Source organism: Sporofaciens sp. SGI.106, assembly GCF_050314255.1.
GTDB lineage: Bacteria > Bacillota > Clostridia > Lachnospirales > Lachnospiraceae > Claveliimonas.
Map to the genome: position 1 here is coordinate 154,509 of NZ_JBNPMZ010000001.1, position 15,286 is coordinate 169,794.

Here is a 15,286-nt window from a genome sequence, read left to right on the forward strand (position 1 = left end):
TAAAAATTAAATCTGTGTTGTTACAAAAATATCATAAACTGCTTTGATTGCCGCATTAAAATCATGATTGCGGACACCGATAATGATGTTCAGCTCGCTGGATCCCTGGTCGATCATCTTTACATTAACATTTGCATGTGCCAGCGCAGAAAAAATTCTTCCGGAAGTTCCTCTTGTAGCTTTCATTCCCCGTCCTACTACAGCAATCAGTGCAAGATCGGATTCCATTTCCACCAGATCCGGCTCCACTGCCCGGTGAATTCCGGCAATTACCTTCTGCTCTTTTTCTTCAAATTCATCCTGATGTACGAAGATGGTCATGGTATCGATTCCGGATGGCATATGTTCAATGGAAATATCGTTTTCTTCAAATACCTCCAGTACCTTCTTACAGAAACCAACCTGTGAGTTCATCATTGCCTTCTCAACAGTAATTGATGCAAAATCCTTCTTACCGGCGATTCCGGTAATTACAAATCTCGGTTTTCTGCAGGTTGCTTCTACAATGAGAGTTCCTTTATCCTCCGGTGCATTTGTATTGCGGATATTGATCGGAATACCTTCTTTGCGCACCGGGAAAATAGCATCTTCATGGAGTACGGTAGCACCCATATAGGAAAGCTCACGAAGCTCACGGTATGTGATCACATCGATGGATTTCGGATTCTTTACAACACGCGGGTCAGCAATCATAAATCCGGAAACGTCCGTCCAGTTTTCGTACATATCTGCATGGACAGCCTTTGATACAATAGAACCGGTAATATCAGATCCGCCCCTTGAGAAGGTACGGATTTTTCCATTGGTTCCGATACCGTAAAATCCCGGAATGACTGCACGTTCTGTTTTATCCAGACGTTCGGAAAGAATTGCATCCGTTTTATCAGAATCAAAATTCCCATTCTCATCAAAGAAAATCACTTCGGCTGCATCAATAAACTCATAATCCAGGTAATTTGCCATTATAATTCCATTTAAATATTCTCCTCTGGATGCAGCATAGTCTCTTCCGACTTTTTTGCTGAAATTCTCATGAATGATTTTAAATTCTTCATCCAGATTCAGATTCAGTTCCAGTCCGCGAATGATTTCGTTATAACGTTCTTTGATTGCATCCAGGAGCTCTTCGTATTCTTCCTCCTGAATAGCAAGCCCATAACAGCTGTACAGCATATCGGTGACCTTGGTATCTCCGGAATGCCGTTTTCCCGGTGCGGAAGGAATCACATAACGTCTGGATTCATCCTGACGGATAATTCTTCCCACCTTTTTAAACTGTGCTGCGCTTGCCAGTGAGCTGCCTCCAAATTTCACTACTTTCTTCATCTTCTGGTATCCTCCATCATTTTCAAGTTGTATAAAGTATTTTGTCAATCAATCACCCTGTAGCATATCATATACAATCTTCGGTGTAAATACCACACCATGGATTCCAAGCTTTTTTGCAGCTTCGATATTCTCCGGACGATCATCAAAAAAAAGCGTTTCTGATGGTTCTAACTGAAAGCGTTCCAGTAAAATCTGATAGATTCTCAAATCCGGTTTAATACATTTCACTTCATAAGAAAATACTCCTCCATCAAAATCATTCAGGAAACTCATGTGTTCCAGCGTGTCCTTATGAAGTTTTTCTGAATAATTGGACAGGAAGTACAGCTTTAATCCCCGCTGTCTGAAATAACGGATCCATTCTTCCGTATAGGGCATAGGAGAGATTGTTTTTCGGATGCCGGCAAACACACGGCGGATTTCGGGTTCATATTCCGGTGCATTTTCCACAAACAGCTCTTCCCATTCTTCCGGTGTCACGGTTCCGGCATCTCCTGTCTCCCAGTCCGGGTTCCGAAAAATGGCATCTGCAACGATCTCATAGGTTTTATCATCAAATGTAAAGGATTTCAGGTAAGTTTCCCAGTCATACTGAAGCAGAACCTTTCCCAGATCAAATACGATATTACGAATTGCATGTCCCTGATATAAATACATAGTGCCTCCTCATATATTTTGAATCGTAAGCAGTTAAATATTTATGAAGTATGAATCACGTCAGCGAATACTGCTCCGGCTGCTTTCTGCAGATCCAGAGGTGCCAGTTTAATCTGCATTCCAAGTTTTCCGCCGCTTACGTACATTTCATCCAGTTCCTTTGCATCTTCCTGAATGACAGTTGGAAACTGTTTTTTCATTCCAATAGCGGTACAGCCGCCACGCACATAGCCGGTGACCTTTGTCAGATCCTTAAGATGAAGCATTTCCAGGGATTTTTCTCCTACGGCTTTCGCAGCCTTTTTAAAATCAATCTCTTCCTCTATAGGAATAACAAATACATAGTAACCGCCGCTTTTTCCCGCCGTTACCAGTGTCTTATATACCAGCCTGTGATCAAGTCCAAGCATGTCTGCCACCTGGATACCATCAGTAAATTCATCGCATTCATAGGTCTCATAAGTGTACGAAATCTTGTTGCGCTCTAATATTCGCATAGCATTTGTTTTCAGTTCTTTTTTGCTCATGATCTTCCTCCTATTAACAGAGAATATCCTTGCCCAAAGCTTCCAGGGAAATGAACCCTTCCTTCGACTCATCCTTATGAGCATAGACTTCCAGCCGGTGATAGCGGAAACCAGATTCTGTTTCAGAAAGCTCTGCATATTTTGCAAAGGTTTCCATCACAAGCTCCGGTTTCAGATTCTGTTCGCTTCCGGTTGCCAGGCGAAGGAAAAGTCCGTCTTTTCTCCAGTGGAAATCATAGATCATAGGTTTGATATCCACTTCTTTTTCGCTTCTCTTTGTCTTCTTCCAGACAACGATCTGATCCCGACTCATAAATTGGTCAATAAATTTCCTCCATGATTCAGGGAAACTACCTCCTTCATAAGTGCTCCCGGATTTAGGCAGCACCAGATAGTCAGCAGCTGCCACAATGGTCATGCCGCTTTGCTTCTTATCGTCCGAGATTTCTACAAAGCTGACAATATCAATACCTTCCACCATCGCAGCATTCATCTGACGCACTGCATCTGCGGAAGATATGGGCTCTGTCAGTTCTATATCCAGATATTCTGCATCACTGGTCACGCCGATTCCTAGTGGCTGCGCAAAAGACATGATCATATGCGGGCTGTATCCGGATGTAAATGCAATTGGGATGTCTGCACGACGCATCACCTTCTGAAAATAACGCATAACATCCAGATGACCGATGAACTTCATAACTCCGTATTTACGAAACTTAATTCTTGCCTTCAACACAGACACCTCCTCCCCATTTTGCCACACCGCATCCCGAACAGTTTTGACGGCAATTCGGTGTTACTTCGCCTTTCATGGCGCGCTCCCATTCTCTCTTCAGGAAATTCTTGGTCACGCCAATATCAATGAAATCCCACGGGAACACTTCATCCAATGGACGCTCCCTGAGATTGTAAAATCCAATATCGATTCCTGTATTTTCAAAGGCCTGCATCCATTTTTCATTATCAAATGTCTCTGTCCAGGAATCATAGAGACATCCCAGACGATAGGCTTCTTCAATTACTCTTGCGGTCTTCCGGTCTCCTCTTGCGAAGACACCTTCCAGTACTGTTACTTCCGCGTCATGCCAGTTGTATTTCAGACTCTTGCGGTTCAGCTGATCCTGAAAAGCATGCTTTACGATAGCAGCCCTTGCAATGTACTCTTCGTTTGTGTACATTCTTGCCCACTGGAATGGAGTAAAAGGTTTCGGGATAAAGAAGGATGAGCTGGCTGTTATCTGGCATTTTCCATTTCTCTGGTCTTTTGGAATCTCATAATAACGTCTTGCCACTTTATCAGCAAGTACTGCGATTTCCTTCATATCCTCTTCCGTTTCCGTAGGAAGACCCAGCATGAAATAGAGCTTTACCTTAGACCATCCGCCTTCAAATGCCTGTCCGGCACCATTAATAATGTCATCCTCTGTCAGACCTTTGTTAATGACATTTCGCATTCTCTGGGAACCTGCTTCCGGGGCGAAGGTCAGGCTGCTTTTCCTGATATCCTGTACTTTTTCCATTACATCCAGGGAAAATGCATCAATACGAAGAGAAGGCAATGTGATATTCATTCCCTTTCCTTTGAATTCATTAATCAAAAAAGTCACCAGTTCTTCCAGCTGACTGTAATCACTGGTACTTAAGGAACTTAGAGAAATCTCCTCGTGACCGGTGTTTTTCAACATCTTATATGCATATTCCTTTAATTTATCAACATTCCGCTCTCTTGTGGGACGGTAGAGCATACCTGCCTGGCAGAAACGGCACCCACGGATACAGCCGCGTTGTACTTCCAGTACTACTCTGTCCTGGGTCGCCTTGATAAATGGAACTACAGGTGCTTCCGGGTAAGTCGTATCGGTGATATCCATTACTACCTGTTTTTTCACCTTTTCCGGTGCATGGGGATTGATTGGATAAAACCGCTCAATAGTTCCATCCTCGTTGTAGGTCACATCATAAAAAGAAGGTACATAGATACCCTCGATCTGTGCAGCCATCTCAAGAAAATCCTGCTTGCAGCCGCCATTTATTTTATTTTCTTTATAGGCATCTAAAAGCTGGTCGTAGACCGTCTCACCTTCACCAATATAAAATAAATCAAAAAACTCTGCAAGCGGTTCCGGATTATAGGTGCAGGGACCGCCTCCGATTACGATAGGATCCCCTTCCTTTCTGTCACAGGCTTTCAGAGCCATACCGCTTAAGTCCAGAATCTGTAGAATATTGGTGTAGCACATCTCATACTGAATCGTAATACCCAGAAAATCAAATTCCCGAATGGGATCCTGGGATTCAAGTGCAAAGAGAGGGATATTCTGCTCTCGCATCACCTTATCCAGATCTATCCATGGAGAATATACCCGCTCACACCAGACATCCTCTCTGCGGTTAAACATATCATATAGAATCTGGATTCCCAGATGGGACATCCCTATCTCATAAACATCCGGAAAGCACATGGCGAAGCGGATATCCACTTCTTTCTTATCCTTCATTATCGAGTTTACCTCATTGCCTATATAGCGAGCGGGTTTCTCGATATTCAGTAATATTTCATCACTTAACGCTAGTTTTCTCATTTTCATTTACCTTTTTATTATATATTTTTCTCCGAAATTCAGGAAGAAATTATAACCGTAAAATTGTACTATAAGCTATTTCTTCTGTCAACTTACTTTCTGTCTCTCAACTAAGGAAGCAAAGAATCCATTTTGAGCCATTAGCTCATCATAGGTTCCATCTTCTATAATATGGCCACCATCTAACACAAGGATGCGGTCACATTGCCGGATAGTGGAAAGTCTGTGTGCAATAACGATACGGGTACATTTAAGGCTGTTCAGTGATTGGGAAACCTTTTTCTGGGTAATATTGTCGAGTGCACTGGTTGCTTCGTCAAAAATCAGAAGATTAGGTTTGGATACGATTGCACGTGCAATCATCAGACGTTGTTTCTGACCTCCGGAAATTCCCCCCGCGCCTTCTGAAATCATAGTATACATTCCCATCGGCATCTCCCGTATATCATCGGCTATACCTGCGAGTTCGGCAGCATTCCATGCATCGTCCATTGTTGCGTCAGGAGACGAAATAATGATATTTTCATAAATACTGCCCTGAAAGAGTTTTCCGTCCTGCATTACAGTGCCTATGTGCTGTCTCAATGAACGAAGATTTAATGTCTGTATATCTCTGCCGTCGTAATAAACCGCACCTTTCTGAGGCTTTTCAAATCCAAGAAGCATTCGCACAAGTGTTGATTTTCCACAGCCTGTCTTTCCTACAATTGCCACATATTCTCCAGCATGAATCTGCATTGAGATATCGTCCAGTACAGGCGGCATCGTTTCGCTGTACCGAAATGATACATGCGATAGTTCTACTCTTCCTTTTATCCTGTTTACAGCTTTTTTCCCTGTTCCATTTTCCGGAGTTGCCTGTATCACAGGACGTACCCGCTCCAGTACAGGACGGAAAGATGCAGCCGTATTTGCCATACTTGCCAATGTAAAAAAAGCTCCGGATACCATACCGTAAGAAGCCATAAAAGCATTATATTCTGCCACCGTAACTCCTGATTGAATCGCAAAATAATACATGATAACAGTACTGCTAAGGGATATGATCATACTAAATGCACTGCTTAATTGCAAAATCTTTGGTCGGTCATAGGTATGTCGTACCTCCTGAGTATACAGCCGTGCCCATCTTGAGAATACACGTTTCTCAGCTCCGGCAAGTTTAATTTTCTGAATTCCCGTAATCATCGAATAAGTCATGCTGCTCTCTTCTCCGGCAACATTCATCACCTGACGATCTTCATTCATTCGGATTTTTGTATTGAGCAGAGTAAAGCCAATCGTAATTGCTGTCATAATCAGAGACGGCACCACCAAAGCAGGAGCATAAACGAATATCTGACCGATATACGCAAGAGAAAAAAGTGCTGTTATCCCTGACATCACGAAAGTGGAGGACAGGGTGGTACACAGGGTGTTGAGCTGCTGTGCTCGATTGGATAATTCTCCTGAACTGAATTGTCGAAAAAAATTGGCAGGAAGTGAAATCAATCTTGCCATGGTTGCTGCCTGCACTGAAATGCTTATCTGAACATTAATATTTGTAGACAGAAAATTCTGTATGATTCCAAATATCAGAATACTGATGTTGGTGAAAATCATAAAAATTCCAGCTGCACAAAGAACACGTATACTCTTGCTGGGAATAACATTATTGTACAGGATATATGTGATTTTAGGAGAAATCATGCCAACCAGCATAGTAATGCCCATCATGATAATCAGTACTATACGCTGAGAAAGCGGAATACATTGTAAAATGTATTTCAATAAATCAGGAATCCCAAGTTTTTTTTGTGGAAAAGGGCGGTAGAAGCAAATTGCATCTACCTGAAGTGTCTGTACTGATTTTTCATTGAGACGGATTTTTTTTCCTGTAGCAGGATCAAAGTAAAAATAACCTTTTATCATTCCCGGGATTAAGGCTACAGGAGTATCGTCCTTCAAAAAACCAAGCATAGCTCCTGTGGCATGTTTATACCAGTCTTTATCCAGTTTTACATTCCGGTGCATCATGCCATGAGGCTGACAGAGGCATTCTACTTTATCATCCAGTGTTGCAGCTGAGGTGGAAATATCACGATATTTGATATTGTAATAGCGAAATACCTGTTCAATAGCACTTAATAAACGCTGGTTGTTGTCTTGCCCGATATATGTGTGATGCTGTGTCGCTGCTGCAGCCAGGTCCTGTAGAGCATCGGCAAGACTTTCGTTATCAGCTTTTCGGCGCTGCTCCATTTGTTCCTCGTAAATTCTCATTCTGATCCCCCTGTTATTCATTTGTTACAAGTTCTGTGTAGAGACCTTTTCTTGCCATTAATTCTTCATGAGTTCCCCGTTCCACTACTACTCCCTTATCCATAACCAGAATCTCATCACAGTCTCTTATCGTCGACAAACGGTGTGCTACTATGATGCAGGTAATTCCTCTGTTGTGAATTGCATTCACAACATCATACTCTGTTTTTGCATCCAGTGCACTGGTGGCTTCGTCCATGATAATAATCGTTGGTTCCTGCGCAAGTACACGGGCAATTTCCAGCCTTTGTCTTTGGCCTCCGGAAAAATCTTTTCCACCTTCGGAAAGTTTATATTGGAATCCTCCATCGCGCTGCATGATATCATTATAAATCTGAGCATCCCATGCAGCCAGAGTTACTTCAAAATCTTCAATTGAAGTATCCCACATACGAATGTTGTTCGCTATGGTATCTTCAAAAATTACAATGTCCTGGTCTACCACGGCAAGTGAGCCGGTAAGCAGTTCATGATCAATGTTTTGAATTGGCTGTCCATCAAATAATATTTCTCCATTCCACGGCTGATACAGACCGGATATCAGTTTAGTTACTGTGGATTTTCCACAGCCCGATCCGCCTACCAAAGCTACACGACTTCCCGGTTTAAGAGTCAGATTAAAATTCTGAATTAAGGGAGGGGCAAGTTTTGAATACCCAAAGGTAATATTCCTAAGCTCCACCTGACCGGATAATTTTCCCATGGAATCTGTGAAGACGGTATGGTCAGGATGGGCATTATAAACTGGATCCTCCGGGTAATTCATTACATCATCAATACGCTCCATCTCCGTACGCATCTCCATTACCGTCTGTCCGGATGATATCAGAGAAGTTGCCGGTGATGTAAAAGAGGCAAGAAATCCCTGAAACTGAGCAATCATTCCCACCGTGAACTGTCCCCGCATCGTCAGCCATACTCCGGTTAATATTATAGCGCTGTTACAAAGCATGGAAACAATAGCCGGAACAAGGCCCAAAAACTGTTCCATTTGTGAAGAACGGATCTGTTGTGAATTTACACTGGCCTGAAATCCGGCCCAACGACTGAAAAAACCATTTTCTGCACCGTTTGCCTTGATCGTTTCAATCATTTCTACACCGGATATGGTAGTGCTGTTAAGTTTACCCAGATCGCGCATCTTGACCCGTGACAGATTGATTCTTCTTTTTGAAATAATGGTAGACATAAATATATTTGCCGCAATAGATATGACACCCAACAGAGTAAGTAACCAACTGTACCGGAGCATTACAACAAAATAAAATATCATCATAATGATGTTAAGTGCTAACGGAGCAAAGGTATTAACAATGGAATTCGCTACTGCTCCATTCGAGCTCTGGCGCATCTGTATATCACCTGCCAGACGCTGCGAAAAAAATTCAGCCGGAAGATGAAGAACTTTCCATAAAAAACTGGTATTACCCACTACCGAGAATTTAGCATTGATCCGGTTGGAATAAAAAATCTGAATGATATTGATAAACACCTGCAGACAGGAAAAAACTATCAGTGAAATCATAAATGGTACAAACCATTCAGGATTCTGGCGGGTAAGCAAACGATCAAAAAAAACGCGGGAAAAGACCGGTCGGATAACCCCAAGCAGTGTTCCTATGATCGTACACATTATTACAAAGGCAATAGCTGAACCTGCACCTTTCAGGCGTCTTATTGCAAAAGAAATCACACTTTTGGGTTTTCCTTCCGGTATAAAATCTTCACCTGGTTCAAGCATTATACAGACTCCTGTGAAAGACCGGTCAAATTCCTCTAAGGATATTTTCACTTCACCACGGGCTGGATCGTTAATGATTGCTTTATCCTTTCTAAATCCGTCAAGTACCACAAAATGATTCATATTCCAGTGAATAATGCAGGGGAAGTTTCCATGCGCACGCAAAGCTTCCGGTTCAGAGCGAAAACCATTAGCAGTGAATCCATAACTGCGGGCTGCCAGAAGAACATTGCGGGCATTGGACCCATCGCGGGAAACGCCACAATCTAATCTTACTTTCTCAAGAGGAATCCATTTGCCGTAATATGCTGCGACCATAGCAAGACAGGCAGCACCGCACTCCAGTGCCTCCATCTGCATAATGACCGGAACACGGGCGACTCCTTTCGTTACAGGAGCCGTATTCAATTTCTTTCGTTTCATGAGATGACCTCCTGATATTAATTTACTGCAAATTTCATCGGAGCAATGCTTTCAACCACAATAGTTGCATTATATGTACCTTCCGGTTCATTGCCGTCCAGGTCAGCAGTATACATCCATTCTCCTTCATTCAGGTTGCTGTAATGTAACAAAAGAGAATTGTCGGGAACCTGTACAGGCTGAGAAGAGATTTTTACGATGGTGTACTTATTTCCGTTTACCGTTACTTCCATACCTTCCTTCACTTTCTCTGCTTCCGATTCCCCGATACAGCAAAAAAGTCTGTCACCTTCACTCACTGCCGCTGTTTCCATGGTAGAATTTAAACGTCCGAATATTCCCCATATACAGGCACCCGATAACAGAAAAATGATAGCGATCAGAACAAGCCACATGGAAGGACTGCTCACCCGGATATAATCTGTCAGCTGTTCAGGACTTGATAATTTATCAATTGTTTTTTTTCGAAATATTTTTTCGTTCATTTACGGCATCCTCTTTTCAATTATTATTTTTATTATACACATCTTATTAGAACAAGGCAAAGAAATTTTGGCAAAATATTTTTAAATCATTAATAAAAGCATTCACATCAAAAATCAGAATATTTCTGTTTTAAGGTGAATGCTTTTATATATTTCAAAATATTTATTTATGCCTCTTTTGAATGATCTTTATTGAACACTTCACGGTCAAGTGCCTTATTCTGATGTGCAACGATGGTCGTACATACAGCATCACCGGTGATATTAACAGCGGTACGGCTCATATCCAGGATTCGGTCGATACCCATGATCAGACCGATAGCCTCTACAGGAAGTCCTACAGAGTTGAATACCATTGTCAGTGTAACCAGACCAACACTTGGTACACCGGCAGTTCCGATGGATGCCAGAGTAGCGGTTCCGATAACCGTAATATAATCTGTGATACTCAGATTGATTCCGAATGCCTGTGCGGCAAATACGACAGCTACACCCTGCATGATTGCGGTGCCATCCATATTAATCGTTGCACCAAGCGGAATGGTGAAAGAAGAAATTCTCTTGGATACACCCATTTTCTTAGCCAGTGTGTCAATAGACATCGGAATGGTTGCATTGGATGTTGCTGTTGAAAATGCAAATGCCATAACCGGGAAGAAATTCTTAATGAACTTGAACGGGCTTAAACCGGTAAAAATCTTCAAAAGTCCCAGGTAAACAACGAAACATTGGATAAGCAGAGCAATTATTACACCCAGCATGTATTTTGCAAGCGGCAGGAATGCAGAGAATCCGATACCTGCAAATGTTTTGGAGATCAGGCAGAATACACCGATTGGTGCAAGGCTCATAACCATCATAGTCATCTCCATCATAATGTCGTTGAACTGGCTGAAGAAATTGCCTACAGTCTCAGTACGCTCGCCGAGTTTTGCAAGAATAATACCTACGATCAGGGCAAATAAAATAATCTGCAGCATGTTGCCGTTCGCCAGAGAACCGATCGGGTTATCCGGGATGATATTCAGCAGTGTATCTGTAAGAGAAGTTGCTTCCATCTCTGCCACATCTGCTGCATTAGCCTGAACCTGTGTCATATCCAGCCCTTTTCCGGGATCGATGATATTTCCTATTGTAAGTGCTACCGTAACAGCGAGTGCTGTGGTACACAGATAGAAAATCAGAGTACGAACTCCAACCGTTCCAAGCTTCTTGGTATCTCCGATGGACATACTTCCGCATACGATTGAACAGAATACCAGCGGTACAACCAGCATCTTCATCAGGCGGATGAATCCCTGTCCGATAACGTGAAGTACACCGCCTACAATAATATCATCCTTTACAGAGCTTGCCGGAATCAGATAATGAAGAATGATTCCGAAGATTGCACCCGTAATCAGAGCAATGAAAATCTTTGTGGTAAGCCCAAGTTTCTTTTTCGTTGTTGTATCCGTTTTTCCCATACGCTTTAGTTCTCCTTCCATTCTTCCATATACTCACGCAGTGATTCCTTCCAGTGTGGCATCTCATAGACATTCATAATGCGCAGGATAAAATTATCCAGTATTGCGTAGTCCGGTCTTACAGATGAGAATCTGGACTGGCTTGCCGGTACAGGAACGATTCTGGTATCTTTTCCTGCCAGTTTTAAAATCTCCTGGGCAAATTCATAGCGGCTGCAGCTTCCCTGACAGGTTGCGTGATAGGTTCCATACTCATTTGTTTTAATCAGATACAGGACGATCTTAGCCAGATCTCTGGCGCTGGTTGGTGAACCGAACTGATCACAGGCAATCGGAAGATTGTCTTCTGTTTCTGATGCTTTAAGCAAATTGTTAACGAAATTATTGTCACTATGTCCGTAAACCCAGTTACTTCGCACGATAAAATGCTTGTGGGTAAATTCTCTTACATAATTCTCTCCCGCTCTCTTGGAAGCTCCGTACACAGTCTTCGGACTCATCTCATCAAACTCTGTGTGGGCAGCCTTTACAGTTCCGTCAAACACATCGTCAGTAGATAGCTGAACCATTTTGGCTCCGGTCTTTCTTGCCACAATACTTAAGTTTCTTGCACCCAGTGCATTAACACGGTATGCAAGCTCCGGCTCTTTTTCACAGAGTTCCGTATCTGTGATTGCCGCACAGTTGATAATAACATCCGGACGATTAATCTCCCCGAAGTTCAGAACATCGTCAGTCTGTGTGACATCCAGTTCATCCACATCTGTGTTGAATACCTCCATTTCCAGCGGATCCAGGACATCGTTGATAGCCTTCCCCAATTGGCTTGCGGAGCCAACAATCCAAACTTTTAACATCTCATTTCCTCCTTTGTTTTCCCATACACAAGGAAAGCGTTGATTAGAGTAAAATCAACGCTTTCACATCTGATATTATTATATCAATTTTGCAGTTTTCTGTCAAATAGGAAGTATAGTTTCCAAAAGATTGCCAAATTCAGAATCCGGGCTAATAGGGTCTGTCAGAGACTTCTGGTTCCACTGAAAGGTCAGAACTTCCCGGTCACCATACACAGGTGACTGCGCGTATTGTTCCAGCAGATCTGCATAGGTTTCATATACTTCTCGTTCACTGTCGAATACCCTGTTATTCATTTCTTCTCTGATCAGCTTTAGACTCATATTCGGAACAACATCTATTTCTATCGAATATCCGGAGTCATCCCTCTTTCGAACAATTCCAACATCATATTCACATTTCCGATAGATTTCCATGAGATTGTCAGTAATTTCCGGAGCCAGGTCTTCCGGAAATATCTGACTATCATTTGTAAAGATTGACTGATACCAGTTTTTTGCCTCTTCCTCACTCATGTGACTGTATTCGGAAAATAATTCCAGTTCTCCCTTAAAATGCGCATCCAGATAGGCTTCCAGATTCTGACGGACATCAAAGGCTTCTGCCACGATCGTATATGGATTCATATACCCCGGCAGTGCCGCTTCCAGAAGAGTCTGTAACCCGTCTTTGTCCACCTGCAATCCATCATCTGTCCTGTAAATCTTTATTTCCTGACAAATCTCATCCATAATAGGAATACTGCCTTTCGATTCTTCCAGTATTTTGTTATCCATTTCCAGAATACCCGTCAATTCCTTTTCCATATCTGTCGATTTCATCTCTTTTACATATGTAAGATTTTCAGAAGATAATAATTTTTCCAGATCAACAGGTTGAAATGAAACCTCTGTGTTCCAGAGATTGTCTGCCTTTTTTTCGATATCCTTCGCATGGAAGGTAACATGTCCTAAAGCAGTCTGCAGAAACTCCTCATAAGAAGTCTGCGCCGTTTCCGGAAAAGTAAGAACCAGCTCGCTGCAATAACTATTCATTTGATTGTTCACATCGTATTCCACTTTCTTTTTCAGAAGAAAGGGTATCATTAGAAAAATAGCTGCCAGTAAAAGCAAAATAAATAGCATATGTACTTTGGAATTTTTTTTTGATTTAAGGTTCATGTTCCGTTATCACTCCTTTAAAATTAAGAAAATCCAGGGCCTCCTGCGGACTGATCTGGTGAGTGACCATGGCCGTAATCTGATCACTGCTGACCTGGGCAATATCGGTGCCGCGATAATCCATAACAACAAACAGGACAAAGAGAATCAGACAAACCAATATCCGTAATCCCAGTGTTCCGGAAGGTTCTTCATCTGTATCATATAATTCATTATAAAACGTACCATATCTCGGATGTACAGCCGGTGGTGTACGCCAGTCTGTATATTGGCGTCTGGTTTGATTTAATAGTTCCCGTCTTCTTTTTTCTGATTGATTCATAGATGTATCTTCTCCTTTTGATACGAATTCCCATCTGATATAACAATACGAAAAAAAAGGAAGCATTATGCCATGAAATATATCTTTCGTAACACAATACTTCCTTTTCTGTAACTGTTCAGAGCAAACCTCCAAAATGCTTCGCATTTTATCTGTCTGCAAGTTCCTGTACAATATCATCCCAGCTTACGCCCCGTTCTACCATAAGAACCATGGCGTGATACAGGAAATCAGCCATTTCATACTTAATCTCCTCCGGATTGGGGTTCTTTGCCGCAATGATGATCTCTGTAGCTTCTTCACCGACTTTTTTCAGGATTTTATCGATTCCCTTGTCAAAAAGATAGTTGGTGTAAGAACCTTCCTTTGGATGCTCTCTGCGGTCAGTAATCGTATTATAAACAGATTCAAACACCTGCAGCGGATTATGCTCGTTATAATCACTTCCTACAAGAGGCTGGAAGAAGCAGGTGGGATTTCCGGTATGACATGCCGCTCCAACCTGATCGACCTTGGCAAGGAGCGTATCCTTGTCACAGTCGATAGTGAGTGATTTTACATACTGATAATGTCCGCTGGTTTCTCCCTTTATCCATTGACATTTACGGCTTCTGCTGTAATAGGTCATACGTCCGGTCTTGATGGTATTATCGAAGGCTTCTTCATTCATATATGCCATCATCAGAACTTCCTGTGTTCTGTAATGCTGAACGATTACAGGAATCAGACCGTCTTCATTTGTTTTAAATTCAGAAAAATCCATAAGACTTTCAAATGTAGTCATACTGATTTCTTCTTCCTCGCATTTTTCTTTAAAAGCCACAAAATCCATATCCGTCTGGCTGATATATTTTCCGGATAATCCTTTTACTCCCGGACACTTGAGGATCTTAAACAGTTCCGGCTCTTCCATGGTATCCGTCACGATCACGCAGGGAATCTCGGTAATGTTCATAACGGAATCCAGATCCAGACGGTGCATAAATACGATCTCGCTGCAATTCTTATTTATCAGATGCTGGTGTTTGAACAGTGTATCAAAATCATTGAGCGATACGGCAATCTTCTCCTTGCCAAAACGCTTTGATACTTCATCGATCAGCTTCAGACTGTCCGGCTTGGAAAAATTCAGCATCGCACGCTTTGCACCTGCATATAGGATCTTCTTTACATCCTCCTGACGCTTAATATTACCTCCCGCAACCATAGGAATACGGATGACCCGGTTAATCTTCTTCATTAAATTAATCGCTTCATCGTGGTCCTCATCTGATTCAGACATATCGAATACCAGCAGTTCATCAGCGCCATGTTCGCTGTAGTATTTTGCCAGCTTGATTACGTCATCACAAACAACGGTACGGTCATCAAACCATTTGACCGCCTTGCCGGAAGCTATAAAAATACATGGTATAACTCTCTTATAACTCAT

At 42.2% G+C, this 15,286-nt stretch carries 13 protein-coding genes; all 13 read right to left on the reverse strand.

The window, feature by feature from the left end; all coding sequences use genetic code 11:
• Positions 1-6: 6 nt before the first annotated feature.
• The gene (locus ACQRCC_RS00755) at positions 7-1,326 is read right to left on the reverse strand and encodes an aspartate kinase (RefSeq protein WP_427848899.1); all 1,320 of its coding nucleotides are present in this window, start codon (positions 1,324-1,326) and stop codon (positions 7-9) included.
• Between the two features lie 48 nt (positions 1,327-1,374).
• Complete coding sequence (locus ACQRCC_RS00760) at positions 1,375-1,986, reverse strand: HAD family hydrolase (protein ID WP_427848900.1); 612 nt, start codon at positions 1,984-1,986, stop codon at positions 1,375-1,377.
• Positions 1,987-2,027: 41 nt separating this feature from the next.
• Positions 2,028-2,513: a Cys-tRNA(Pro) deacylase gene (ybaK, locus tag ACQRCC_RS00765; RefSeq protein ID WP_427848901.1), complete on the reverse strand. Its 486-nt coding sequence runs from the start codon at positions 2,511-2,513 to the stop codon at positions 2,028-2,030.
• A gap of 13 nt (positions 2,514-2,526) precedes the next feature.
• Positions 2,527-3,252 carry a TIGR03936 family radical SAM-associated protein gene (locus tag ACQRCC_RS00770; RefSeq protein ID WP_427848902.1) on the reverse strand — a complete coding sequence of 242 codons (726 nt, stop codon included), beginning with the start codon at positions 3,250-3,252 and terminating at the stop codon, positions 2,527-2,529.
• Positions 3,233-5,098 carry a TIGR03960 family B12-binding radical SAM protein gene (locus ACQRCC_RS00775; RefSeq protein WP_427848903.1) on the reverse strand — a complete coding sequence of 622 codons (1,866 nt, stop codon included), beginning with the start codon at positions 5,096-5,098 and terminating at the stop codon, positions 3,233-3,235. Before ACQRCC_RS00775 ends, ACQRCC_RS00770 begins: the two co-directional genes overlap by 20 nt.
• Before the next feature lie 87 nt (positions 5,099-5,185).
• The gene (locus ACQRCC_RS00780) at positions 5,186-7,360 is read right to left on the reverse strand and encodes an NHLP bacteriocin export ABC transporter permease/ATPase subunit (RefSeq protein ID WP_427848904.1); all 2,175 of its coding nucleotides are present in this window, start codon (positions 7,358-7,360) and stop codon (positions 5,186-5,188) included.
• A 13-nt stretch (positions 7,361-7,373) separates the two neighbouring features.
• Positions 7,374-9,563, reverse strand: coding sequence for an NHLP family bacteriocin export ABC transporter peptidase/permease/ATPase subunit (locus tag ACQRCC_RS00785; RefSeq protein ID WP_427848905.1), 2,190 nt, complete (start codon positions 9,561-9,563; stop codon positions 7,374-7,376).
• 17 nt (positions 9,564-9,580) lie between these two features.
• Positions 9,581-10,048 carry a hypothetical protein gene (locus ACQRCC_RS00790; RefSeq protein WP_427848906.1) on the reverse strand — a complete coding sequence of 156 codons (468 nt, stop codon included), beginning with the start codon at positions 10,046-10,048 and terminating at the stop codon, positions 9,581-9,583.
• Positions 10,049-10,215: 167 nt separating this feature from the next.
• Positions 10,216-11,514 (reverse strand): dicarboxylate/amino acid:cation symporter, encoded by a 1,299-nt coding sequence (locus ACQRCC_RS00795; RefSeq protein WP_427848907.1) that lies wholly within the window; start codon positions 11,512-11,514, stop codon positions 10,216-10,218.
• 5 nt (positions 11,515-11,519) lie between these two features.
• A complete protein-coding gene (gene rfbD / locus ACQRCC_RS00800; protein ID WP_427848908.1) occupies positions 11,520-12,371 on the reverse strand; it encodes a dTDP-4-dehydrorhamnose reductase in 852 nt (283 codons plus the stop codon).
• A 102-nt stretch (positions 12,372-12,473) separates the two neighbouring features.
• On the reverse strand, positions 12,474-13,532 hold the full coding sequence (locus tag ACQRCC_RS00805) for a hypothetical protein (RefSeq protein WP_427848909.1): 1,059 nt from the start codon (positions 13,530-13,532) through the stop codon (positions 12,474-12,476).
• The gene (locus ACQRCC_RS00810) at positions 13,522-13,854 is read right to left on the reverse strand and encodes a hypothetical protein (protein WP_427848910.1); all 333 of its coding nucleotides are present in this window, start codon (positions 13,852-13,854) and stop codon (positions 13,522-13,524) included. Before ACQRCC_RS00810 ends, ACQRCC_RS00805 begins: the two co-directional genes overlap by 11 nt.
• Before the next feature lie 148 nt (positions 13,855-14,002).
• Positions 14,003-15,286: a bifunctional phosphoribosyl-AMP cyclohydrolase/phosphoribosyl-ATP diphosphatase HisIE gene (hisIE, locus tag ACQRCC_RS00815; protein WP_427848911.1), complete on the reverse strand. Its 1,284-nt coding sequence runs from the start codon at positions 15,284-15,286 to the stop codon at positions 14,003-14,005.

Coding starts and splice junctions, on each gene's coding strand:
- ACQRCC_RS00755 (WP_427848899.1), bottom strand. CDS start 1,326: ATGAAGAAAGTAGTGAAATTTGGAGGCAGCTCACTGGCAAGCGCAGCA.
- ACQRCC_RS00760 (WP_427848900.1), bottom strand. CDS start 1,986: ATGTATTTATATCAGGGACATGCAATTCGTAATATCGTATTTGATCTG.
- ybaK (WP_427848901.1), bottom strand. CDS start 2,513: ATGAGCAAAAAAGAACTGAAAACAAATGCTATGCGAATATTAGAGCGC.
- ACQRCC_RS00775 (WP_427848903.1), bottom strand. CDS start 5,098: ATGAGAAAACTAGCGTTAAGTGATGAAATATTACTGAATATCGAGAAA.
- ACQRCC_RS00780 (WP_427848904.1), bottom strand. CDS start 7,360: ATGAGAATTTACGAGGAACAAATGGAGCAGCGCCGAAAAGCTGATAAC.
- ACQRCC_RS00785 (WP_427848905.1), bottom strand. CDS start 9,563: ATGAAACGAAAGAAATTGAATACGGCTCCTGTAACGAAAGGAGTCGCC.
- ACQRCC_RS00790 (WP_427848906.1), bottom strand. CDS start 10,048: ATGAACGAAAAAATATTTCGAAAAAAAACAATTGATAAATTATCAAGT.
- ACQRCC_RS00795 (WP_427848907.1), bottom strand. CDS start 11,514: ATGGGAAAAACGGATACAACAACGAAAAAGAAACTTGGGCTTACCACA.
- rfbD (WP_427848908.1), bottom strand. CDS start 12,371: ATGTTAAAAGTTTGGATTGTTGGCTCCGCAAGCCAATTGGGGAAGGCT.
- ACQRCC_RS00805 (WP_427848909.1), bottom strand. CDS start 13,532: ATGAACCTTAAATCAAAAAAAAATTCCAAAGTACATATGCTATTTATT.
- ACQRCC_RS00810 (WP_427848910.1), bottom strand. CDS start 13,854: ATGAATCAATCAGAAAAAAGAAGACGGGAACTATTAAATCAAACCAGA.
- hisIE (WP_427848911.1), bottom strand. CDS start 15,286: ATGAGTTATAAGAGAGTTATACCATGTATTTTTATAGCTTCCGGCAAG.